Raw genomic sequence first — 22,361 nt, 5'->3', positions numbered from 1 at the left:
GTGCAGGTGGGAAGGGGTACCGGGGTGCGTGGGGAGTCAGGCGGAGCCCACGAACAGCACCAGCAGCAGCCAGAAGACCGGGGCGGTCGGCAGGAGCGAGTCGAGCCGGTCCATGATCCCGCCGTGGCCCGGGAGCAGGGTGCCCATGTCCTTGATCCCGAGGTCCCGCTTGATCATGGATTCGCCCAGGTCGCCGAGGGTGGCACTGGCGGCGACCCCGAGGCCGAGCAGGAGCCCCTGCCACCAGGCGCCGCCGTCGATCAGGAACTCCATGCACAGCGCGCCGGCGGCCATCGCGAAGGCGACGGCGCCGAGCAGGCCCTCGCGGGTCTTGCCGGGGCTGATGCGCGGGGCGAGCTTGTGCGTGCCGAACCGCCAGCCGACCGCGTACGCCCCCGTGTCGCTGACCACGGTGAGGACGAGGAAGGTCAGGACGCGCCACTCGCCGTCGTCCGCCGTCAGCATCAGGGCGACGAAGGTGGCCAGGAAGGGGACGTAGAACGTCGCGAAGACCCCGGCGGTGACGTCCTTGAGGTATCCCTCCGGCGGTTGGGTCATCCGCCAGACCAGCACCGCCAGGGCGGTCAGGGCCATCGCGATCCAGGCCCCCTCGGGCCCCCGGGCGTACCCGGCGACCACCATGGCGACACCGCCGACGGCCAGGGGGATCAGGGGCGCGTTGATCTCCTTGCGCTCCTTGAGGCGGGAGGTGAGCTCCCAGAGACCGACGACCACGGCGACCGCTATGACGCCGACGAAGAGGGCCTTCACGATGAACAGCGAGACGACGATGACGGCGCCGAGCCCCAGACCGACCCCTATGGCGGCGCGCAGATCACGCCCCGCGCGCTTCTTCTGCGGCGGGGGCGGCAGCGGAGTGGACATGGGCTCCTGCGGCATCTCGTCACGGAACAGGGGGCCGCCGATGTGAGCGGCGTCCCTGCCCCGGTCGTAGCGGTTCTCGGTTTCTCCGCCTGCGTCTCTACCTGCGTCGGGAACGTCCGGCACGATGGGCATGGGCCGAGTCTGGTGGGCGCCATGCACATCGTGAACAGGACCCGCCGGGGCAGCCGTCATCTCGGGCATGCCCCGGTATCCGGCTCCTTGCGGGGCGCCCCGGGAAGAGTCGTTCATCAGACTTCGAGCAGCTCGGCTTCCTTGTGCTTGAGCAGCTCGTCCACCTGCGCGACGTACTTCGCGGTGGTGTCGTCGAGCTCCTTCTCGGCGCGGCGCACCTCGTCCTCGCCGGACTCCTTGTCCTTGACGAGCTTGTCGAGCGCTTCCTTGGCCTTGCGCCGGATGGAGCGGATCGAGATCTTGGAGTCCTCGGCCTTGCTCTTGGCGACCTTGATGTACTCCTTGCGGCGGTCCTGCGTCAGCTCGGGAAAGGTCACCCGGATGATGTTGCCGTCGTTGCTCGGGTTGACGCCGAGGTCGGAGTCGCGGATCGCCTGCTCGATGTTGCGCAGCGCGGTCTTGTCGAACGGCGTCACGACCGCCATCCGCGGCTCGGGCACCGAGAACGAGGCCAGCTGGTTGATCGGGGTCAGCGCGCCGTAGTAGTCGGCGACGATCTTGTTGAACATCGCCGGGTGCGCACGGCCGGTACGGATCGCGGCGAAGTCCTCTTTCGCGACGACAACGGCCTTCTCCATCTTCTCCTCGGCCTCGAGGAGGATTTCTTCGATCACCACGTGCTCCTGCGTGTCTTGAGTGGGGCCGGCGTCGTCATCGCCTGGCCCTGTGGGTCCTGCGTCGCGTCCTTGAACCTGCACGGTGTCCCACCGGCAGGCCGTTGTCCATCCTGGGGCCGTCAGGCCCGGGTGCTCTCGTCACTCACGAGCGTGCCGATCTTCTCACCCTGGACCGCGCGAGCGATATTGCCCAGGGCGGTCAGCTCGAAGACGAGGATCGGCAGCTTGTTGTCGCGGCAGAGCGTGATGGCGGTGGCATCCGCGACCTTCAGATCGCGGCTGATCACCTCGCCGTACTCCAGCGCGTCGAACTTCACCGCTCCGGGGTTGGTCTTGGGGTCGGAGTCGTAGACCCCGTCCACCCCGTTCTTCCCCATGAGCAGCGCCTCGGCGTCGATCTCCAGGGCGCGCTGCGCGGCGGTGGTGTCGGTGGAGAAGTACGGCATGCCCATGCCGGCCCCGAAGATCACCACGCGGCCCTTCTCCAGGTGCCGGACGGCGCGGAGCGGGATGTACGGCTCGGCGACCTGGCCCATGGTGATGGCGGTCTGGACGCGCGAGTCGATGCCCTCCTTCTCCAGGAAGTCCTGGAGCGCCAGGCAGTTCATGACGGTGCCGAGCATGCCCATGTAGTCGGACCGGGCCCGGTCCATGCCGCGCTGCTGCAGCTCGGCGCCGCGGAAGAAGTTGCCTCCGCCGATGACCACCGCGATCTGGGCGCCGTCGCGGACGACGGCGGCGATCTCGCGGGCGATGGTGTGCACGACGTCGGGGTCGACGCCGAGCCCGCCGCCCCCGGCGAATGCCTCGCCGGAGAGCTTCAGCATGAAGCGCCCGGAGCCCTTGTCGTCGTCGCCCTTGCCGTCGGCCTGAATGGCGTCCGCGCGCTTGTCCATGGAAATTCTCCTCGTGCACATACGAAGAAGGCCATTGCCGGTGGGTCTGGTGTCCCTACAGCGGCAATGGCCTCCTCGTCAGATCTGCGATCGTCCGGCGTGAGTACGGCCGTCGACTGCACCCGACCCTATCGGGTCCGGTGCTGTTCGCCCGGACGGACTCAGATGCCGACCTTGATGCGCGAGAAGCGCTTCAGGGTGACACCGGCCTCGTCCAGAACCTTCTGGACCGACTTCTTGGCGTCCAGCGCGTACGGCTGGCCCAGAAGGGTGGCCTCCTTGAAGAAGCCGTTGACCCGACCCTCGACGATCTTCGGGAGGGCGGCCTCGGGCTTGCCCTCGGCGCGGGTGGTCTCCTCGGCGACGCGGCGCTCGGCCTCGACGACCTCGGCCGGGACGTCCTCGCGGGAGAGGTACTTCGGGGCGAAGGCGGCGATGTGCTGCGCGATGCCCTTGGCCAGCTCGGCGTCGGCCTTGTCCAGCTCGACCAGAACACCGATCTGCGGGGGCAGGTCGGGCATGGTGCGGTGCATGTACACGGCGACGAAGGCGCCGGTGAACTGGGCGAAGCGGTCCAGGACGATCTTCTCGCCGAGGTTGGCGTTGGCCTCGTCGACGTACGCCTGGACGGTCTTGCCGGCCTCGATCTCGGAGGCGAGCAGCGCGTCGATGTCGGCCGGGGAGGTGGCGGCGACGTGCTCGGCGAGCGTGTTGGCGACGTTCTGGAACTTCTCGCCCTTGGCGACGAAGTCCGTCTCGCACTTCAGCTCGAGGATGACGCCGGACGTCTGGTCCTCGGAGACGACGGAGACGACGGCGCCGTTCTCGGCAGAACGGCCCTCGCGCTTGGCGACGCCCTTCTGGCCCTTGATGCGGAGCGCCTCGACGGCCTTGTCGACGTTGCCGTCGGCCTCGTCGAGCGCCTTCTTGCAGTCCATCATGCCGGCGCCGGTGAGCTCACGGAGCTTCTTGACGTCAGCGGCGGTGTAGTTCGCCATGAGTCTGTATGTCTCTCTCGAAGTCTGAAAGATCTACGGGTCGACGGCGGGGGCGACGCTCGTGGCGTCGGCCCCCGCCGTCAGCAGCCGTGACGGGTGTCAGGCCTGCTCGGCGTCCGCGTCGGCGGCCGGGGTCTCGGCAGCGGCCTCGGCCTCGGCGACGGCCTCGGCCGGCTTCTCGGCGTCGGCGACCTTCTCGGTCTCGGCGGAGGACTGGACCTCGGCGGCAGCCGCGGTCTCGTCCTTCTTGTCGCCTTCGAGCAGGTCGCGCTCCCACTCGGCCAGCGGCTCGCCGGCGGCCTTCTCGCCCGGCTTCGAGTCGCCGGTGGCGGCGCCGGAGCGGGCGATGAGGCCCTCGGCGACGGCGTCGGCGATCACGCGGGTGAGCAGGGTGACGGAGCGGATCGCGTCGTCGTTGCCCGGAATCTTGTAGTCGACCTCGTCGGGGTCGCAGTTGGTGTCGAGGATCGCGACGACCGGGATGTGGAGCTTGCGCGCCTCACCGACGGCGATGTGCTCCTTCTTGGTGTCGACGATCCAGACGGCGCTGGGCACCTTCTGCATCTCGCGGATACCACCGAGGGTCTTCTCCAGCTTGGCCTTCTCGCGCGAGAGGACCAGGAGCTCCTTCTTGGTGAGGCCGGAGGCGGCCACGTCCTCGAAGTCGATGAGCTCCAGCTCCTTCAGGCGCTGGAGGCGCTTGTAGACGGTGGAGAAGTTGGTGAGCATGCCGCCGAGCCAACGCTGGTTGACGTACGGCATGCCGACGCGCGTCGCCTGCTCGGCGATGGCCTCCTGGGCCTGCTTCTTCGTACCCACGAACATGATGGAGCCGCCGTGGGCGACGGTCTCCTTGACGAACTCGTAGGCGCGGTCGATGTACGACAGCGACTGGAGCAGGTCGATGATGTAGATGCCGTTGCGCTCGGTGAAGATGAAGCGCTTCATCTTCGGGTTCCAGCGACGGGTCTGGTGACCGAAGTGGACGCCGCTCTCCAGCAGCTCCCGCATCGTGACGACGGCCATGGCCGTACTCCTTGAGGTGCTCGGTTACCGCGGCCGCAGGTTTGCGGCCGCGCCTGACGCCCCGACGCGCCGTGCCACGAGGGACCGAGGAGCGCGGCCACCCCCACGAAGAGGGAGGTGGCGGGGCGTGCGAAGTCGACCCGGTGACCCGGATCGCCGTAAGAAGTGTACGGGACCGGCCGGGTGCCGGATGACGGCGACCGCCGCAGCGGGGCGGCGGGCCCGCGCACGGGCGGGCGACGGGTCGGTGGCGGCCCGGCCACGGACGGGTGGCGGTGAGGTGGACGGCCGGGCGGCGGCCCGGTCACGGACGGGTGGCGGGGGTTTCACGGATTTCACGGACGGGTGGCGGAGATGTCCACAACCGGCGGGTAGTCCACAGGGAGCGCCCGGTGATCCCCGGAATTCCGGCGTCCGGGCCAAGGTGACGGCATGCGCCCGCTCACCGGCCCCCTGCGCCGCTTCCCCGCCCCCCGCCCTCTGCTCAGGCTCGCTCCCCTCCTGGCGCCCGTGCTGCTCATGGCCCTCACGCTGTACGCGCGGCTCCCGGCGTCGGGGCCTCCGCCGGTGGCCGAGTTTTCGGCGTTTTCGGCGTCTTCGGCGTCTTCGGCGTCTTCGGCGTCTTCGGCGTCTTCGGCGTCTTCGGCGTCTTCGGCGCCCGGCACGGCCGTCGCGGCCGTCGTGGCCGTCGCGGCTCCGACGCCCCCACCGCAGCCGGACACCGGCGGGGGCGGGGGCGCGGACGCGGGCAGGAGCGCGGCTACCGGCAGGGGCGGGGGCGCCGCTGCGGACGCCGACACGGGTTCGGAGACGGAGACGGTCCCCGCCACGGAGGCGGGCCCGAAGACGGAGGCGGGCTCGGGGCACAAGGGCGGGGGCCGGAGCTGGCCGCTGGCGGGGAGGCCCGCGGTGTTACGGGGGTGGGAGCCGCCCGCCGGCCCGTACGGGCCCGGCCACCGCGGCGTGGACCTCGCGGCGGGGGCGGGATCCCAGGTGCTGGCGGCCGTCGACGGCCGGGTGTCGTTCGCCGGGCGGGTGGCGGGACGCGGGGTGCTCGCGGTGGAGGTGGCCGGCAGCGGCTCCCCGCCGCTGCGCACCACGTACGAACCGGTACGGGCGCTGGTCGGGAAGGGGGCCGCCGTCCGCGCGGGAGAGCCGGTCGCCGTGCTGGAGGCCGGGCCGTTCCACTGCGCGGCGGGCTGTCTGCACTGGGGGCTCCGACGCGGGGAGGTCTATCTGGATCCGCTCTCGCTGCTCCCGCCCTCCCTGCTGCGGAGAGGCCCCTCGCGGCTGCTGCCGGTGTTCGGAGTGCCCGAGCCGGGCACGGGCCCGGACGCCGCCGCAGCAGCCCGGGTCAGCCGCTCACACCGCGCAGGACCATCGCGACGGCGGTGTCCGCGATGACGTCCGGCTCCTCCGCGACGCCCAGCTCGATCCTGCGCACGGCGGCGTCGACCGAGCCTTGGAGGAGCATGGCCGCCAGCCTCGGCTGCGTGTGGCCCAGGTCGCCGAGCGCTTCCACGATCATGGCGATCAGCCCCCCGTGGGCGGCGCGGATCTTCTCCCGGGCTCCCGCGTCCAACTCGCTCGCGGAGATCGCGACGACCGCGCGGTGGCGGCGGTCCCCGACGAGGTCGAGCTGCCGGCGCACGTACGCCTCGATCTTCGCCTCGGGCGTCTCGGCGCGCCGCATGGCGTTCTCGACCTCGGCCGCCCAGACCGGAAAGTCGACGGCGCACAGCTCCTCGACGACGGCGGCGCGCGAGCGGAAGTACTCGTACACGGAGGACCGGGCGAGTCCTGTGCGCTCGGCGAGTGCGGGGAAGGTCAGCGCCTCCGTACCGCCCTCGGACAACAGGGAGCGCGCGGCGTCCAGGAGGGCGCCGCGCTGCATGGTCCGGTGCTCGGCCACGGAGGCCGCTCGAATCCTGGGCACGTGTCCACTCTACGGCGGCACGCACGGGACGGAAGGGCACGGCCGCCGATCGGACGGCCGGAGGAAGCGGTGGAGCACGGCGGCGGATGGCGGATGCAGGCAGGGGGCGAGGGCGGCGGGAGGAGGGCGCGGAGCCGGCGGAGGAGGGCGCGGCGCCGGCGGAGGAGGGCGCGGGGCCGGCGGAGGCGTCAGCGTCCCGCGTCGGCCAGCTTCGCCCGGAGCTGGAGCACGGACTTGGTGTGGATCTGGCTGACCCGGCTCTCGGTCACCCCGAGGACGTTGCCGATCTCCGCGAGGGTCAGCCCCTCGTAGTAGTAGAGGGTCACCACGGTCTTCTCGCGGTCGGGAAGGGTGTTGATCGCCCGTGCGAGGAGTCTTCGCAGCTCGCGGTCCTCGGCGACCTCCACCGGATTGTCCGCGGCCGTGTCCTCCAGGGTGTCCATCAGGCTCAGCCGGTCGCCGCCCTCGCCGCCGACGTGCAGCAACTCCTCCAGGGCGACCACGTTCGCCAGTGACAACTGGCTGAAAACCGCGTGCAGTTCCTCCAGGGCGATGCCCATCTCCGCGGCGACCTCGGCCTCCGACGGCGTACGCCGGAACTGCGCCTCCAGCGTGGCGTACGCCCGCTCCACGTTGCGCGCCTTCTGCCGCACGGAACGCGGAATCCAGTCCAGGGCACGGAGTTCGTCGATCATCGCCCCGCGGATCCTGGTGATCGCGTAGGTCTCGAACTTGATGGCCCGTTCGAGGTCGAACTTCTCGATGGCGTCGATCAGTCCGAAGACCCCGGAGGAGACGAAGTCGGCCTGCTCCACGTTGGACGGCAGCCCCACGCTCACCCGCCCCGCGACGTACTTGACGAGCGGCGAGTAGTGCAGGATCAGCTGCTCCCGCAGCCGCTCGTCGCCCGTGGCCTTGTAGGAACGCCACAACTCGTCGAGGGAGGAGGGGCCGGGAGGGCGCACAGTGCCACGCGCAAGCGGTGGTACTGCCGCGCGGTCAGACCCGGAGGTGTGCTGGGGCATGTGGTGCCTTGAGCCGTTCTGCCGTGAAGTGCTGGGGGACTTGTGTCTGGGGCGGAATCCTTGTGAGCGTAGCGTGACTGAAGCGTCGCGGTCCGCGCAGGACGGGAGATCCGGACGGCGTGACGGCGCGTCGCGCATCCCGCCGTCCGAGCCCGCCGGGGCCGCGACCGCAGCCGTGGTCGCGGCCCCCGGACAGGTCACCGATCGATCGTGCGAGGTCATCGGCCTTACCTTTTCACCCGAATGCTCCAGGTCAAGTACCGCCCCGCCGCGCGTCGTCGTTGCACGGGGAAGGGGGCGTCAACCGCCAGCCGTCGCCCTCCCGTTCGACGAACCCCAGTGAGTGAAGTTCGTACAGACGGCCGAGGGCCTCGTCGGCGGACGTCCCCGCCGCGCGGGCGAGGTCACGGGGGTGGACGACCCCGTGGTAAGGGAGCGCGTCGAGGATGTTCATCGCGCCCGCGTCCAGGTGGTCCCTGGGCAGCACCGGTCCTCGGCGGGCCGACGCGAGGTCGCCGATGTCCCCCACCAGCTCGACGACTTCGTCCGCGTCGGTCACGAGTACGCCCTCGCCGCGCAGCAGCTCGTGGACCCCTGCCGAAAGCCCACTGGTGGCCGGACCGGGCACCCCCATCGCGAACCGGCCGAGCCGTTGCGCCTGACGGACGGTGGCCAGCGAGCCGCTGCGGAGGGCCGCTTCGACCACGACCGTTCCTCTGGTCAGAGCGGCGATGACCCGGTTGCGCAGGATGAACCGGCTGCGGGTGGGGTGGGAAGAGGGTGGCAACTCGGCCACGACGAGCCCTTGGTGAGCCACCCGCCCGAGCAACTCCGCATGGCCGCGCGGGTAGGGGACGTCGACTCCGCAGGCCAGCACCGCCGTCGTCGCTCCGCCCGCCGCCAGCGCACCCCGGTGGGCGGCGCCGTCCACCCCGAACGCCGCCCCCGACACCACCACCCAGCCGCGCTCCGCGAGCCCGGAGCCGAGGGCGGCCGCCATGTGCGCCCCGTACGGGGTGCAGGCTCGCGCACCGACCACCGCGACCGAGCGCAGGGACCAGAGCCGCAGGTCGGGCAAGCCCCGCACCCAGAGCCCGACGGGACGGGCGTCGCCCAGGTCGTCCAGCTGGCTCGGCCACTCCCGGTCCCCCGGGCAGACGAAGCGCCCGCCGGCCGCGGCGACCGCCGCCAGGTCCCGCACCGGGTCCGCGGCGGCGGCGCGGAGCCGGTACCCGTCGAGCCGTGCGGCGGTCATCCCCGGCAGCCTCCCGGCGGAACCGTCCTCGGCCATGAGCCGCCGCAGCAGCTCGTCCGGGCCAATCTGCCGGAGCCACCGCCCGGCCCGCTCGTCCCCCGGCTCCAGCACCCGCGTCAAGGCAGCCCTGGCCGACCGCGCCGACTCCCCCTCCCCGCCCCGGCCGCCGGAGCCGTCCCGGTCCCGGTCGTCCGCGTTCCCGCCACCGCCCCGGTCCTGCTCCCCGTCGGGATCCCGGTCCCGCTCCCCGTCGCCGCCCCGGCCCCGGCCGCCTTCGCGGGCCCCGTCGCCGTCCCGCCCCCGTCCGGCGCCGCCGCCCCTCGGCCCGGCCCGGTCATGGCCCCGGTCGTGCTCCACCTCCGGCTCCCGCCCGCCGCCCGGCTCCAGCGCGTGCCGCCGGGCTGCCGCCCCCGGCCCGCACACCCGTCCCCGCTCCCCCGTGCCCCCGCTGCTCACCGCTGCCCCGCCCCCAGCGGCACCCCGCGCTGGACGCCCGTCCGCAGCTCCAGGGCGACCGCCACGTCGGAGGCGTCCGGACGGTCCGCGCCCCGCAGGTCCGCCACGGTCCACGCGACCCGCAGCACCCGGTCCAGGCCCCGGGCCGTCAGGGCCCCGCGCTCCAGATCCCGCTCCGCCGCCGCCAGCGCCCCCGGGGCCGCCGGCAGCCGGGTGCGCAGCTCATGGCCGGGCACCTCGCTGTTGGTGGTCCACGGGGTGGCGGCCAGCCGCTCGGCCGCCCGTGCCCTGGCGTCCCGCACCCGCGCGGCGACGACGGCCGTCGGCTCGCCCCGGCCTCCCCGGCCCAGGAGGGCGGCGCGGTCGACCGGTTCCACCTCGACGCGCAGGTCCACCCGGTCGAGCAACGGCCCGGACAGGCGTGCCTGGTAGCGGCGGACCACGGAGGGCGGGCACTCGCAGCCCGCCCCGGCGAGGGTGTGCCGGCCGCAGGGGCACGGGTTGGCGGCCAGCACCATCAGGAACCGGGCGGGCAGCCGCACCACGCCCGCCGCCCGCGCGACCACCACGTGCCCCGACTCCAGGGGCTGGCGCAGCGCGTCCAGCGCCTTCCCCGAGAACTCCGGGGCCTCGTCCAGGAAGAGCACCCCCCGGTGGGCCAGCGATACCGCTCCGGGCCTCGGGATCCCGTTGCCCCCGCCGATCAGGGACTGCATGGTCGCCGAGTGGTGCGGGGCGCAGTAAGGCGCCCGGGAGACGAGCGGTTCACCCGGGTGGAGGATGCCCGCCACCGAGTGGACCGCCGTCACTTCGAGGGATTCCTGCCGGGTCAGCGGCGGCAGCACCGCCGAGAGCCGCTCGGCGAGCATGGTCTTGCCCGCACCCGGCGGGCCCGTGAACAGCAGGTGGTGGCCGCCGGCCGCCGCCACCTCCAGCGCCTGCCGCGGCCGTGGCTGGCCCGCGACGTCCGCCAGGTCCGGCCGGTGGGCGTCGCCGTACGCGGCGAACCCGGCCCCGACCCCGGTACCGGGGAGCGCCAGTCCGGCCGTCCCGGCGTCGAAGCGTCCCCGGCCGGCGGCGGGCTCGTCGGGCACCGGTTCGTCGCACAGGACGGCGATGAGCTGGCGCAGGGTGCGGACTCCGAGGACCGAGACGCCCGGCACCAGCGCCGCCTCCCCGGCCGACTGCTCGGGGACGACGACCTGCTCGTACCCCGCCTCGGCGGCGGCCAGGACGGCGGGCAGCACCCCCCGCACGGGACGGACGCGGCCGTCCAGACCCAGTTCGCCGATCATCACCACATCGGCGATCGCGGCGGGAGCGATCCGTCCCGCCGCCCCGAGCGCGGCACACGCGACGGCGAGGTCGAACCCCGAACCGCCCTTCGGCACGGAGGCCGGGGAGAGCCCCACCGTGAGCTTCTTCTGCGGCCACTCGGCCCCGGAATTGACCACGGCGGCCCGCACCCGGTCCCTGCTCTCGACCAGGCTCTTGTCCGGCAGCCCGACCAGGGTGAAGGCCGCCACCCCCGGCTCCAGGTCCGCCTGGACCTCCACCACCACCCCCTCGACGCCGACCAGCGCCACGGAACACGCGCGGGCGAAGCCCATCAGGACACCCCCCGGGCGTGCTCCGTGACGGGGGCCCCGTGACGGGGCACGATCACCCCGACCAGGTCGATGCGGGCCCCGCCCGGCGGTGCCCCGCCGTGCCGGTCGAGCCAGATCTCGGCGAGCCGCCGCAGCCGGTCCGCCTTGACCGGGCCGACCGCCGCCATCGGATGCTCGAACCCACCTGACCTGCGTGTCTTCACCTCGCAGAAGACCAGGGCGTCACCGTCCCTGGCCACGATGTCGATCTCTCCGGCGCGACAGCGCCAGTTGCGCTCGACCACCGTCATTCCGGCTCCGGTCAGCAGCCGCGCCGCCAGATCCTCGCCGTACCGCCCGAGTGCCCCGCGTGCGTTCATGTCGGCACCACCTCCGGCACCGACTGTGGCCCGGGCCGCCGAAAGATGTGGATCTTGGTGGACAACCCGGTGGATGTGGAAAACCCGGCCACCCCCACGGGTGACCGGGTCGTCCGCTGCGACGCGCGTATCGGCGGTCCGGCGGCGGGGCGGACCGCGGGGGTCAGCCTCCCGGAAGTTCCAGATCGCTCTTGTTGAGCTCTTCGATGTTGACGTCCTTGAAGGTCAGCACGCGGACCTGCTTGACGAACCTCGCGGGCCGGTACATGTCCCAGACCCAGGCGTCCGCCATGGACACCTCGAAGAAGACCTCACCCTGGACGGAGTGCACCTGCATCTCGTAGTCGTTGGTGAGGTAGAAGCGCCGTTCGGTCTCGATCACATATTTGAACAGACCGACGACATCGCGGTACTCCCGGTAGAGCTTCAGCTCCATCTCGGTCTCGTACTTCTCGAGGTCCTCGGCGCTCATGGCATGTTTCCCCTTCAGCCGTGCGTGCCCCCATTGTGCGTCAGCCTCGGGCGTCCCTGAACGATTAGACGATTTCGGGGGCCAGAACCAGCGGATCGCGCGGGGGACCGTCGTCGAGGAGCGTGCGCAGCAGCTCGGCGAGTCTGGTCGGATACACCGTCTCACGCGTCGAGAGCAGTTCGGCGGAGGTCCACCACCTCAGCCCCGCGACGCTGCGCCGTTCCAGGTCGGTGAGGCCCTGCGGGGCGGTGTCCGTCTGTGTCGTACGGGCCAGGTAGTACCACTCGTCCTGGTCCCAGCGCCGCCCGTCGAAGGGGAAGGAACAGATCCGGGTCCAGAGCAGCGGGCCCAGCTCGACGTCCGTGATGCCGGTCTCCTCGGCCAGCTCGCGACGGGCCGCCTGCTCGCGGTTCTCGTCACCCTCCAGTCCGCCCCCGGGCGTGAACCACCAGGTGTCCGACGGATCGTCCGGCTCGTGCCCGTGCAGCAGCAGGACCCGGTCGTCGGGGTCCAACAAGACCACCCGAGCGACCCTGCGAGCCCCGGCCCCGGAGGGCGCCGGGAGGGCCCCGGAGGTCACCGGGACGCTCCGGCGGGCGTCCTCCGACGGCCCAGGCGCGCCGCCACGGGCCCGTACAGCGCTCCGCAGAAGATCAGGACGGCGCCCACGGCGATCACGCCCAGCTGGAGCGGGAGGGGCCCGGCGGTGGAGACCCCGCCGGGCAGCGCGGCGAACGAGGAGGGCCGGTCGATCATGCCGTCCATCGGCCAGGCCACCGCGTCCACCCGGGCCCGCACGGCGCTCAGCGGTACGGAGCCCTGGCCGGCGTCCTGGAGGTGGACCCGGGAGTCCAGGGAGGTGGCCCGCTCGTCGCCGAGCAGGAACATCTTGCCGCGGGGCACGGTGGCGGAGAACTCCTCCGGCGAGGCGGGGGCCTTCCCGCCTCCGGATGCGGCCGGGCCCCGGTCGAGGTACGGCTCGTCGACGGGGGCGCCGTCGACGGTGAGGCGGCCGCCCTCGTCGCAGCAGGCCACCTTGTCACCGCCGACGCCGACGACGCGCTTCACCATCGGGACGGCGCCCCAGACCTCGTCGGTGAAGACCACCACGTCACCGCGGCGCACCTCGGCGCCGTCGATCCGCTCGGCGAGCACCCGGTCGCCCGGCTGCACCGTCGGGGCCATGGAGTCGGTGGGGATCGTGTACGGCTGGTAGACCACAGCCGCCCAGGCGAAACCGCCGAGGAAGAGCACACAGCCGACGGCCACGGCCAGACCCGACACCATGGCGCCGAACCGGCCGCGGCCGTCCTGCTCGTTTCCCGTACCGCTCATCCCAGCGCTCCCCCGTCGGAGATCGGCAATCGCTGATCCGAGTCGGCACCCTACCCGGCGGTACGCCCCGCGGTCAGCCTCCGGCGGCGCCACAACACGAGGGGCACCGCTCCGGCTACGCCCAGTGCCGCCGGAGCCATCGCGGCGGCCGCGTTCAGACCCGGCTGGTCGAAGGTGCCGGGGACGGGGAGCGTGGCCCAGCGGCCCAGCGGCCAGGCGACGACGACCGCGCGGCCGACGACCTCGTCGTTGGAGACCGTGCCCTGGCCCGGAAGCTCCTGGTGGTAGCGCGAGTCCAGGGAGTTCTGCCGGTGGTCGCCCATGACGAAGATCCGGCCGTCCGGCACCGTGATCGGCCCGAAGGGCTTGTCGTTGCACGGGGTGTTGCCCGGGAAGATGAACGACTTCTCGTCCAGGCTCTTCCCGTTCACCTTGACCGGTCCGTTCTCCTTGCACTCCACGGTGTCGCCGCCGACCGCGATGACCCGCTTGATCAGGTCCTTCTCCTCGGAGGACGGCATCAGGCCGATGAAGCTCAGGAACTTCTGCACCGCGTTGGGCTCCGGGGTCGCGGTGTCCTCCAGCCAGCCGCCCGGGTCGTGGAAGACCACGACCTCGCCGCGCTCCGGCTCCGAGCCGAACCACGGGGTCAGCTTGTCCACCAGCACCCGGTCGCCCCGCTGCAGCGTGTTCTGCATCGAGTCCGAGGGGATCGAGAACGCCTGGACCAGGAACGTCTTGATCAACAGCGCCAGAACCAGCGCGATACCGACGAGCAGCGGCAGCTCCACCCAGAAGGACCGCTGCTTCTTGGGCGGCCTGCCGCCGCCCGGGGTCCCGTTCTCACCCTCCGGCGGGACCGCCGCCCCGCCCGCGGGAGACTCGTCGCGCTCCGGCCGGTCCTCGGGTTCGCCGTGTCCGGATCGTGCGCCGACCGCCAAATCCCCCACATCCACTCCTCAATACGTGCCACTGCCCGCGCCCGATCCGGCGCAGGCCCACCACTCCCATAACGAGCGGGAGTTCCGCAGGGGTCGGGAGCCGGACCATTCCGTCCCGATCCGGAGGTGCCACACTATGCGACGGCTCCGGACCCGCCGCTTCCGATGCCCGCGCTTCGGGGATCGCGGAGAAGGCGTCGCGCTCCTCCAGGGTGCTCCAGTGGCCGAACGGCCAGGCGATCACGACGGCCCGCCCCACGACCTCCTCCTCGGAGACCGTGCCCCGGTCGGGTTCGTCGAGGTGGAAGCGGGAGTCGGCGGAGTCGGACCGGTGGTCCCCCATCACGAACAGCCGCCCCTCGGGGACCTTCACCTCGAACGGGATGGTCGAGGGCCGGTCGTCGGGGTGGAGGTAGGTCTCGGCCGCCGGTACGCCGTTGACGGTGACCCGGCCGTCCTCGCCGCAGCACTTCACCGTGTCGCCGCCGACCGCGATGACCCGCTTGATCAGGTCCTGTTCGTCGTCGGAGGGCAGCAGCCCGATGAACGTCAGCGCCTCGGCGGCCTGCTTGACGCCGATCGGCGGGTCGTCCCTCGCCCCGGCGTCCTCCTGCCGCAGCCAGCCGCCGGGGTCCTTGAACACCACGACGTCGCCGCGCTGCGGCTTCGAGCCGAACCACGGCGTCAGCTTGTCCACCAGCACCCGGTCGCCGATACGGATGGTCTGCTCCATCGATCCGGACGGGATCACGAACGCCTGCACCAGGAACGTCTTCAGGACGAGCGCGATCGCCAGCGCCACGACGACGAGGACGGGGATCTCCCTCACCGCGGAGCCGCGGCGCTTGCGGCGGACCTTCCTGGCCAGCCGGCGGCGCTCCGCCCGGGTGGGCAGCGAGCGCGGCGTGGGGGGCCCGGTCGGCGGGGACGCCTCCGGGTCGGACGCGCCGCGCGGACGCCCGCGGTTACCCATGCGCCGCGCCGGGGGCCGGTACGTCGGCGAAGGCGTCGGTCCCCGGCGTCGAGCCCGTCCGCGCCGGCGGCCAGCCCAGCCAGTCCACCCGCCCGGTCACCCGCTCCACCGGGACCATGCCGCCGCCGGGCGATCCGAGGTGGTCGCGGGAGTCGCTGGAGCGGCTGCGGTGGTCGCCCATCATCCACAGCGTGCCGGCGGGCACCACGATGGCGAACGGCACCCGGGAGGCGGTGTCGCCGGGGTGCAGGTACGGCTCGTCCACCACCGTGCCGTTGACCGCCAGCCTGCCCCGCGCGTCGCAGCAGACGACGCGGTCGCCGCCCACGCCCACCACCCGCTTCACGAAGTCGCTGTCGGCGGGCTCGGCAAGCCCCAGGGAGGCCGCCGCCCTGCGGGCCAACCCGGCCACCGGGTCGGCGTCGGGCTCCTCGCGTACGAACGAGCCGGTGCCGTCGAAGACCACCACGTCACCGCGCTCGGGCTCGGCGCCGAAGCGGTAGGCCAGCTTGTTGACCAGGAGCCGGTCGCCGACCTTCAGCGTCGGCTCCATCGAACCGCTGGGGATCAGGAAGGGCTGCACCACCCAGGAGCTGACCAGCAGCAGGACGGCGGCGGCCAGGACGGATCCGGCGAGCACCCGCCGCCAGGAGAGGGCGGCGGCGAAGCGGGCCCGCGTACGCGAAAAGCGCGACCCCTCCTCGGCCCCCGCGTCGGGTTCCGAGGAGCGGTCGCGCTCCGCGTGCTGTGCTTGGGTGTCCATCGCGGCCGAAGTTTATCCGGCCGTGGTGTGGACGGGTCACCCCCAGGGGGATGGCCGGGCGACAGCTCAGTTGTCGCGCTTCTCCTTGATCTTCGCGGCCTTGCCGCGCAGCTCACGGAGGAAGTACAGCTTGGCGCGGCGGACGTCACCGCGGGTGACGAGCTCGATCTTCTCGAAGATCGGGCTGTGCACCGGGAAGGTGCGCTCGACGCCGACGCTGAAGGAGACCTTGCGGACCGTGAAGGTCTCGCTGACGCCCGCGCCCTGGCGGCGGATGACGACGCCCTTGAACTGCTGGATACGGGAGCGGTTGCCCTCGATCACGCGGACGTGGACGTTGACGGTGTCACCGGGGCGGAACGCCGGGACGTCCGACCGGAGGGTCGCGGCATTGACGTCATCGAGCAGGGAAGCCATGGTTTCTGCTTTCTTCGCCGATGCCACAGGTCATCGACGGAATGTCGTGGAGAGTTCGGAGGGCTGATCGCGTCGGGCGGGCGGCTTTCCCCCTGTGGCAGGGGCGCACACCGGACGTACAGCAGCGGCCTATTGTTCCACGGCGGGGGGCCTGCGCCAAAATCGGCCGCCGGGCTCCGGGGCGAAGCCGAGGATGGACAGGATCTCCCGGTCCTTCTTGTCGAAGGCGCTCGCCTCGCACCGCTCGATCAGGTCGGGCCGGTGGAGGGCGGTCCTGGCGAACGCCTGGTCCCGCCGCCAGCGCGCGATCTTCCCGTGGTGGCCGCTGAGCAGGACGTCCGGGATCGCCCGGCCGCGCCACTCGGGCGGCTTGGTGTAGACGGGGCCCTCCAGGAGGTCGGCCATCGCGCCCGGGGCGAAGGAGTCGTCCCGGTGGGACTCGGCGTTGCCGAGGACACCGGGCAGCAGCCGGGCCACCGCCTCCGTGATCACCAGGACGGCCGCTTCCCCGCCGGCCAGCACGTAATCCCCGATGGAGACCTCGACGACCCGCACCCGGGTGGCGTACTCGTCGATCACCCGGCGGTCGATGCCCTCGTACCGCGCCGGAGTGAAGACGAGCCACGGCTCGGCGGAGAGCTCCACGGCGAGCCCCTGGGTGAAGGGCCGGCCGCTGGGCGTGGGGACGACGAGGACCGGGGAGTGCGCTCCGGCCTCGTAGCCGTCGGCCAGGGCCTCGTCCAGGGCGTCGCCCCAGGGCTCGGTCTTCATGACCATGCCGGGGCCGCCGCCGTAAGGGGTGTCGTCGACCGTGTTGTGCCGGTCGTACGTCCACTCCCGCAGATCGTGGACGTGGAGGTCCAGCACGCCCCGGGCGCGGGCCTTGCCGACCAGGGAGACGTTCAGCGGTTCCAGGTACTCCGGGAAGATCGTGACGACGTCGAGCCGCATCAGCCGTCGCCCCTCGACGCCTCGCCCGCGTCCCCGGGGGCTTCTCCCTCGGCCTCGGGGGCCTCTTCCTCGGTCCCGGGGGCCTCTTCCCCGGCTCCGGGGGCCTCGTCCTCCTCGCGGGCGGAGGCGATCACGGCCTCGCTCTCGTCGATCAGGCCGGGCGGCGGGGCGATGACCGCGCGCTGCTCCTCCAGGTCGATCCCGGTGACGATCTCCTCGACGAAGGGGATCATCACCTCGCTGCCGTCGGGACGCTCCACGATGAACAGGTCCTGCGAGGGGAGGTGGGAGATCTCGGTGATCCGGCCGATCTCGGTGCCGTCGGCGAGCACCACGTCGAGGTCGATCAACTGGTGGTCGTAGAACTCGTCCTCCTCCTCGGGGAGTTCCTCCGGGTCGACCTCGGCGATCAGCAGGGTGTTGCGCAGCGCCTCGGCGGCGGTGCGGTCGCGTACGCCCTCGAAGCGCAGCAGGAGCCTGCCGCTGTGGACCCGCCCGGCCTCGATCGTCAACGGGCCCGTCGCCGCCGGTTCGGTGGCCAGGACGGCGCCGGGGCCGAGCCGCAGCTCCGGCTCGTCCGTTCGTACCTCGACGGTGACCTCGCCCTTGATGCCGTGGGCGCGGCCGATCCGCGCGACTACCAACTGCACGCTGTTCTCCGATTGGTGGGGTGGGGACGTCGATCCGTCGCGCGGAGACGTCCCGGTGGCCGACGACAAAGGCCGGGGACGGCCCGAAGGCCCTCCCCGGCCCTGGCCGGTGTTCAACTCGCCGATCAGCGAACCTGGTCCACATCGACGAGGTCGACACGGATACCGCGGCCGCCGATGGCGCCCACGACCGTACGCAGGGCGCGAGCGGTGCGGCCGTTACGGCCGATCACCTTGCCGAGGTCCTCGGGGTGGACCCGGACCTCCAGCACGCGCCCGCGCCGCAGGGTGCGCTCGGCAACCTGCACGTCGTCGGGGTTGTCGACGATGCCCTTCACGAGGTGCTCGAGAGCCTCCTCGAGCATGCTCAGGCCTCGGTCGACTCGGTGGACGCGGCAGCGTCGGCCGCCTCGTCCGCCTTCTTGTCGGACTTCTTGGCCTTGGGCGTGATGGCCTCGCCCTTGGCCTCGTCGCCGTCCGCGGACAGCGCCTCGAACAGCGCGCGCTTGTCAGCCTTGGGCTCCGGCTGGAGCAGCGGCGCGGGGGCCGGGAGGCCCTTGTGGGCCTGCCAGTCACCGGTGAGCTTCAGGATCGCGAGAACCGGCTCGGTCGGCTGGGCGCCGACGGAAAGCCAGTACTGCGCGCGCTCCGAGTTGACCTCGATGCGCGAAGGGTTCTGCACCGGGTGGTACAGGCCGATCTCCTCGATGGCCCGGCCGTCACGGCGGGTACGGGAGTCGGCGACGACGATGCGGTAGTGAGGCGAACGGATCTTGCCCAGACGCTTCAGCTTGATCTTGACTGCCACGGAAGTGGTGTCTCCTGGTCTCTGACGTGGTTGGGCACAACGAAGATGCCACGTGGGGTTGCGGTACTCGGAGTGCCCGATGGACGCGTCAGCCGGAGGAGAGAGGGGTCCTGTGCGGCTGTCGAGTACAGCTAGCCATTGTGCCACACCCCGTCGGCTCACCCCACCGCGACCGCCGCTTCCGGGATCCGGAACGGCTTGCCGCAGCCGCCGCAGACGATCGGCGCCTGCGCCAGGACCGACGGGACGACGCGGACGTTGCGTCCGCACTCGCAGACGGCCTTGACCCGCACGCCGCCCCCGGAGGAACCGTGCCGGGCGGCGGGGCCGCGGAAGGAGCGCTTGGTGTCGGCGGCGGTGGCGACGGTGTGCGCCTTGAGGGCGCGCTGCAGCCGTTCGGTGGTCGGACGGTACCGGCGCTTGGCTTCCGGATTCAGCGTGACCAGCGAGAATCCGCTGCTGGGGTGGGGTTCCTCGGCATGGTCGAGGCCCAGCTCCTCGGCGATCGCGAGGAAGCGTCGGTTGTGGTAGCGGCCGGCGCGGGAGGTGTCTCGGACTCCTCTCGCGGCGGCGATGCCGTGGACTGCCTCATGGAGCAGTCGCTCGAAGGAGAGCTCGGCGCCACAGGCGGACGAGGACTCTCCGATCAGGGACTCGGGCGCGGCGAGATCGGGCAGCTCGGGGTGGTACCGCTGAATGTCGGCCCACGCCTGTGCCAGCTCTGCGGCAAGTACAGGTGGTGTCGTGCTCACGTCGTGACAACGAGCCCGAGTGCCCCGGTGTTCCTATTCCGGGGCATCCCAAATAATTTGCACGTACCAGTCAGTCGCCCTTGATGCGTCCGGACGAGGGCGGGTACGCCGAACTGCGGAGAAGACGCACAGCTCGCACCAAGGTGGTGCACAGCGTGCGGTACGCCGGGGGCTCGTGCGCGCGGCGCGCGGGCGGTCGGCGCGCCCGGCGAATCCGCCCGGAAGACTACCCGTGCCGCCGCTCGACGTGCCCGGCTCGGCGTGTCGGGTAAGACTGGTCGAAGAGCATCGCGGGACGGGGCGCACGACCGGGGCACGCAAGCACTGCTCCACAACCCCTGGACGGGACGGCCGATGCGCAGTTCTCTGACTACGGGGTGCGGAACACACGCACACGGGGGACGTCCACTCGGGCACGACCGACCTCTTGGCGGATTGGGGAACTTTCCATGACACCAACGCTCGTCCGGAACCAGCCGTACGCGGACGCCTCCGCGTCGGGGGACGCCGGTACCCGCGCACGCGACTGGGCCGAGATCCAGGAACGCATGCTCGCCCCCCTCCACGAAGCGGTGTACGACCGGATGGAGGTCGGGCCCGCCACCCGGATGCTCGCGCTGGGCTGCGGCTCGGGGCTGGCGATGCTCGTCGCGGCGGCCCGGGGGGCGCACGTCACCGGCGTGGACTCCGACCGGGAGCGCCTGGCGCTGGCCCGCGCGCGGCTGCTGCCCGGAGCCGACTGGGAGGACGCGCCCGCGCACTCCCCGCACCCGGCCGGCGGCCGGGCCCGGCTGCTGGAGGACGGGCGGCCCGCACCCGTCGGCGCGGACGGCGCTCCGTACAACCTGATCACGGTGTTCGAGCCGATCGGCTGCGCGGCCGGGGACTCCGAGGGGCTGGTGCCTGCCCTGCGGTCGGCCGTCCCCCTGGCCGTCCGGGGCGCCTCCGTGGTGCTGACCGGCTGGGGTCCGCCGGAGCGCTGCGCGACGGCGGACGTGCTGCGGGTGGCGGCCCGGCTGGCGGATTCGGCGCGGCCGGCGCGTACGGAACCGGGCAGGTGGCGCCCCACGCTCCGGGACGACCTGGAGGACGTGGCGGCGCGCGCCGGGCTGCGGCCGGACGGTTCGGGGCGGGTGTCCTGCCCGTTCGGTTACGCGGACGTGGGCAGCGCGGTGCGCGGGCTGCTCTCCACCGGGCTGTTCGACGCCGCCGTGCGGGCCACGGACCGTTCACAGGTGGAGAAGGAGGTCGCGGAGGCCCTGCACCCGCACCGGCGGCCGGACGGCACGGTGTGGATGCCGAACGTCTTCCGCTACCTGGTCTGCGTGACGTGAGCCTCCGCCCGGTGTGAGCCCCCGCGCGGCCCCGCCGGACCGTTGGCCGGACACGCGTAAGGGGCGCCCTCTCTCAAGAGCGCCCCTTACGCGGGTGTGCGTCGTGTCTGCTACATGAACTTCTTGAACTCGTCCGGCAGCTCGAAGTTCTTGGCGTCCTGGCCGGCGGGCAGTCCGAGCGCGCCGCCGTTCTGGGCCGCCTGCTCGCGGCGGGCCGCCGCGGCCTGCTCCTCGGCCTTGCGCTTCATGGGGTTGCCGCTCTTGCGCTTGCCCTTGGCCTGCTTGACCTGCTTCTTCTGCCGGCCGGGGCCGCCGCCCATCCCGGGCATCCCCGGCATCCCCGGCATGCCGCCGCCCTGGGCCATCTTCGACATCATCTTGCGGGCCTCGAAGAAGCGCTCCACCAGGCTCTTGACCACGGAGACCTCGACGCCCGCGCCCTTGGCGATACGGGCCCGGCGCGAACCGTTGATGATCGTCGGTTCGGCGCGCTCCTTGGGCGTCATCGACTTGATGATCGCGGCGGTGCGGTCGATGTCGCGCTCGTCGATGTTGTTGATCTGGTCCTTGATCTGCCCCATGCCGGGCAGCATCCCGAGCAGCTTGGAGATGGAGCCCATCTTGCGGACCTGCTCCATCTGGGCCAGGAAGTCGTCGAGGGTGAAGTCCTTCCCGCCCTTGCTCGACTGGAGCTTGGAGGCCATTTTGGCGGCCTCTTCCTGGCTGAACGTCTTCTCCGCCTGCTCGATCAGGGTGAGCAGGTCACCCATGTCGAGGATGCGGGAGGCCATCCGGTCCGGGTGGAACGCGTCGAAGTCCTCCAGCTTCTCGCCGTTCGACGCGAACATGATCTGCTTGCCCGTGACATGGGCGATCGACAGGGCCGCACCGCCGCGGGCGTCGCCGTCGAGCTTGGAGAGCACCACGCCGTCGAAGCCGACGCCGTCGCGGAAGGACTCGGCGGTGTTGACCGCGTCCTGACCGATCATCGCGTCGACGACGAAGAGGATCTCGTCGGGGCTGACGGCGTCGCGGATGTCCGCGGCCTGCCGCATCAGCTCCTGGTCGATGCCGAGGCGGCCGGCGGTGTCGACGATGACGATGTCGTGGACCTTGGCCTTGGCGAACTCGATGGAGTCCTTGGCGACCTGGACCGGGTCGCCGACGCCGTTGCCCGGCTCGGGGGCGTACACCGCGACGCCGGCGCGCTCGGCGACGACGCTCAGCTGGTTGACGGCGTTGGGGCGCTGGAGGTCGCAGGCGACGAGCAGCGGGGAGTGGCCCTGGCCCTTGAGCCAGAGGCCGAGCTTTCCGGCGAGCGTCGTCTTACCGGCGCCCTGGAGGCCGGCGAGCATGATCACGGTGGGGGCGGTCTTGGCGAACCGCAGCCGCCGGGTCTCGCCGCCGAGGATGGAGACGAGCTCCTCGTTGACGATCTTGACGACCTGCTGGGCGGGGTTCAGCGCCTGGGAGACCTCGGCGCCGCGCGCCCGCTCCTTCACGTTGGCGATGAAGGCCCGGACCACGGGCAGGGCGACGTCGGCTTCCAGCAGGGCGATACGGATCTCGCGTGCCGTGGCGTCGATGTCCGCCTCGGACAAGCGGCCCTTGCCCCTGAGGTTCTTGAAAGTCGCGCTAAGGCGGTCGGAGAGAGTATCGAACACGGCGCTCGTCGGTCCTCAGGGTCGGGGTCGGGTGCTGGTCAATCGC

The 22,361-nt window shown here is 72.0% G+C and carries 25 protein-coding genes; 2 read left to right on the top strand and 23 right to left on the bottom strand.

The annotated features are described in order from the left end of the window. Positions 1–36: 36 nt before the first annotated feature. From ACH4K1_RS08630 to rpsB, 5 genes are all read right to left on the bottom strand, one after another. On the bottom strand, positions 37–1,134 hold the full coding sequence (locus ACH4K1_RS08630) for a phosphatidate cytidylyltransferase (protein ID WP_398087800.1): 1,098 nt from the start codon (positions 1,132–1,134) through the stop codon (positions 37–39). Next, entirely contained in the window at positions 1,134–1,691 is a 558-nt protein-coding gene (frr, locus tag ACH4K1_RS08625; RefSeq protein ID WP_073771532.1) for a ribosome recycling factor, read from the bottom strand. The genes ACH4K1_RS08630 and frr overlap by 1 nt, the downstream gene beginning before the upstream one ends. A 122-nt stretch (positions 1,692–1,813) precedes the next feature. Beyond that, positions 1,814–2,590: a UMP kinase gene (gene pyrH, locus ACH4K1_RS08620; protein WP_398087798.1), complete on the bottom strand. Its 777-nt coding sequence runs from the start codon at positions 2,588–2,590 to the stop codon at positions 1,814–1,816. 161 nt (positions 2,591–2,751) lie between these two features. Next, complete coding sequence (gene tsf / locus ACH4K1_RS08615; protein WP_073771534.1) at positions 2,752–3,588, bottom strand: translation elongation factor Ts; 837 nt, start codon at positions 3,586–3,588, stop codon at positions 2,752–2,754. 99 nt (positions 3,589–3,687) lie between these two features. Further along, entirely contained in the window at positions 3,688–4,614 is a 927-nt protein-coding gene (gene rpsB / locus ACH4K1_RS08610; RefSeq protein WP_228989918.1) for a 30S ribosomal protein S2, read from the bottom strand. A 519-nt stretch (positions 4,615–5,133) separates the two neighbouring features. On the opposite strand from rpsB, the gene ACH4K1_RS08605 reads away from it, so the two are divergent. Continuing rightward, on the top strand, positions 5,134–6,018 hold the full coding sequence (locus tag ACH4K1_RS08605) for a peptidoglycan DD-metalloendopeptidase family protein (RefSeq protein WP_398087928.1): 885 nt from the start codon (positions 5,134–5,136) through the stop codon (positions 6,016–6,018). Here ACH4K1_RS08605 and ACH4K1_RS08600 read toward each other — a convergent pair. From ACH4K1_RS08600 to ACH4K1_RS08520, 17 genes are all read right to left on the bottom strand, one after another. Further along, positions 5,969–6,526 (bottom strand): TetR/AcrR family transcriptional regulator, encoded by a 558-nt coding sequence (locus ACH4K1_RS08600; protein ID WP_398087926.1) that lies wholly within the window; start codon positions 6,524–6,526, stop codon positions 5,969–5,971. The genes ACH4K1_RS08605 and ACH4K1_RS08600 overlap by 50 nt on opposite strands. Before the next feature lie 212 nt (positions 6,527–6,738). After that, a complete protein-coding gene (gene whiG / locus ACH4K1_RS08595) occupies positions 6,739–7,575 on the bottom strand; it encodes an RNA polymerase sigma factor WhiG (protein WP_228989919.1) in 837 nt (278 codons plus the stop codon). 253 nt (positions 7,576–7,828) lie between these two features. Further along, entirely contained in the window at positions 7,829–8,941 is a 1,113-nt protein-coding gene (dprA, locus tag ACH4K1_RS08590; RefSeq protein ID WP_398087924.1) for a DNA-processing protein DprA, read from the bottom strand. 341 nt (positions 8,942–9,282) lie between these two features. Then, positions 9,283–10,896: a YifB family Mg chelatase-like AAA ATPase gene (locus ACH4K1_RS08585; RefSeq protein WP_398087796.1), complete on the bottom strand. Its 1,614-nt coding sequence runs from the start codon at positions 10,894–10,896 to the stop codon at positions 9,283–9,285. Further along, complete coding sequence (locus tag ACH4K1_RS08580; RefSeq protein WP_398087794.1) at positions 10,896–11,255, bottom strand: YraN family protein; 360 nt, start codon at positions 11,253–11,255, stop codon at positions 10,896–10,898. Before ACH4K1_RS08580 ends, ACH4K1_RS08585 begins: the two co-directional genes overlap by 1 nt. A 163-nt stretch (positions 11,256–11,418) precedes the next feature. Further along, entirely contained in the window at positions 11,419–11,727 is a 309-nt protein-coding gene (locus ACH4K1_RS08575) for a DUF2469 domain-containing protein (RefSeq protein WP_003965949.1), read from the bottom strand. 64 nt (positions 11,728–11,791) lie between these two features. Next, positions 11,792–12,307 carry an NUDIX hydrolase gene (locus tag ACH4K1_RS08570; RefSeq protein ID WP_398087792.1) on the bottom strand — a complete coding sequence of 172 codons (516 nt, stop codon included), beginning with the start codon at positions 12,305–12,307 and terminating at the stop codon, positions 11,792–11,794. Next, positions 12,304–13,062: a signal peptidase I gene (gene lepB / locus ACH4K1_RS08565; RefSeq protein WP_398087790.1), complete on the bottom strand. Its 759-nt coding sequence runs from the start codon at positions 13,060–13,062 to the stop codon at positions 12,304–12,306. Before lepB (ACH4K1_RS08565) ends, ACH4K1_RS08570 begins: the two co-directional genes overlap by 4 nt. Before the next feature lie 50 nt (positions 13,063–13,112). After that, positions 13,113–14,003, bottom strand: a complete 891-nt coding sequence (gene lepB / locus ACH4K1_RS08560) for a signal peptidase I (RefSeq protein ID WP_398087923.1) — start codon at positions 14,001–14,003, stop codon at positions 13,113–13,115. After that, the gene (gene lepB / locus ACH4K1_RS08555; RefSeq protein ID WP_398087788.1) at positions 13,906–14,976 is read right to left on the bottom strand and encodes a signal peptidase I; all 1,071 of its coding nucleotides are present in this window, start codon (positions 14,974–14,976) and stop codon (positions 13,906–13,908) included. The genes lepB (ACH4K1_RS08560) and lepB (ACH4K1_RS08555) overlap by 98 nt, the downstream gene beginning before the upstream one ends. Next, positions 14,969–15,739, bottom strand: coding sequence for a signal peptidase I (gene lepB, locus ACH4K1_RS08550; RefSeq protein WP_398087786.1), 771 nt, complete (start codon positions 15,737–15,739; stop codon positions 14,969–14,971). Before lepB (ACH4K1_RS08550) ends, lepB (ACH4K1_RS08555) begins: the two co-directional genes overlap by 8 nt. Before the next feature lie 66 nt (positions 15,740–15,805). Then, positions 15,806–16,156, bottom strand: a complete 351-nt coding sequence (gene rplS / locus ACH4K1_RS08545) for a 50S ribosomal protein L19 (protein WP_006127901.1) — start codon at positions 16,154–16,156, stop codon at positions 15,806–15,808. Positions 16,157–16,285: 129 nt separating this feature from the next. Beyond that, positions 16,286–17,107, bottom strand: a complete 822-nt coding sequence (gene trmD / locus ACH4K1_RS08540; protein ID WP_398087785.1) for a tRNA (guanosine(37)-N1)-methyltransferase TrmD — start codon at positions 17,105–17,107, stop codon at positions 16,286–16,288. Then, on the bottom strand, positions 17,107–17,757 hold the full coding sequence (gene rimM, locus ACH4K1_RS08535) for a ribosome maturation factor RimM (protein ID WP_398087783.1): 651 nt from the start codon (positions 17,755–17,757) through the stop codon (positions 17,107–17,109). The genes trmD and rimM overlap by 1 nt, the downstream gene beginning before the upstream one ends. Positions 17,758–17,882: 125 nt before the next feature. Beyond that, positions 17,883–18,122: an RNA-binding protein gene (locus tag ACH4K1_RS08530; protein ID WP_073771547.1), complete on the bottom strand. Its 240-nt coding sequence runs from the start codon at positions 18,120–18,122 to the stop codon at positions 17,883–17,885. Positions 18,123–18,124: 2 nt separating this feature from the next. Beyond that, positions 18,125–18,565 carry a 30S ribosomal protein S16 gene (gene rpsP / locus ACH4K1_RS08525; protein WP_018488710.1) on the bottom strand — a complete coding sequence of 147 codons (441 nt, stop codon included), beginning with the start codon at positions 18,563–18,565 and terminating at the stop codon, positions 18,125–18,127. Positions 18,566–18,723: 158 nt separating this feature from the next. Then, positions 18,724–19,317, bottom strand: coding sequence for a hypothetical protein (locus tag ACH4K1_RS08520; protein WP_030197522.1), 594 nt, complete (start codon positions 19,315–19,317; stop codon positions 18,724–18,726). A gap of 449 nt (positions 19,318–19,766) precedes the next feature. On the opposite strand from ACH4K1_RS08520, the gene ACH4K1_RS08515 reads away from it, so the two are divergent. After that, the gene (locus ACH4K1_RS08515; RefSeq protein ID WP_398087781.1) at positions 19,767–20,651 is read left to right on the top strand and encodes a methyltransferase domain-containing protein; all 885 of its coding nucleotides are present in this window, start codon (positions 19,767–19,769) and stop codon (positions 20,649–20,651) included. A gap of 110 nt (positions 20,652–20,761) precedes the next feature. On the opposite strand, the gene ffh is transcribed toward ACH4K1_RS08515, so the two are convergent. Continuing rightward, complete coding sequence (gene ffh / locus ACH4K1_RS08510; RefSeq protein ID WP_145799031.1) at positions 20,762–22,315, bottom strand: signal recognition particle protein; 1,554 nt, start codon at positions 22,313–22,315, stop codon at positions 20,762–20,764. Positions 22,316–22,361: the final 46 nt, after the last annotated feature.

This window comes from Streptomyces sp. NPDC017448, from assembly GCF_044330565.1.
In the GTDB taxonomy this organism is placed as follows: Bacteria; Actinomycetota; Actinomycetes; order Streptomycetales; family Streptomycetaceae; genus Streptomyces.
Note: the sequence above shows the minus strand (reverse complement) of the source record. Positions and strands in the feature narration are given on the sequence as shown.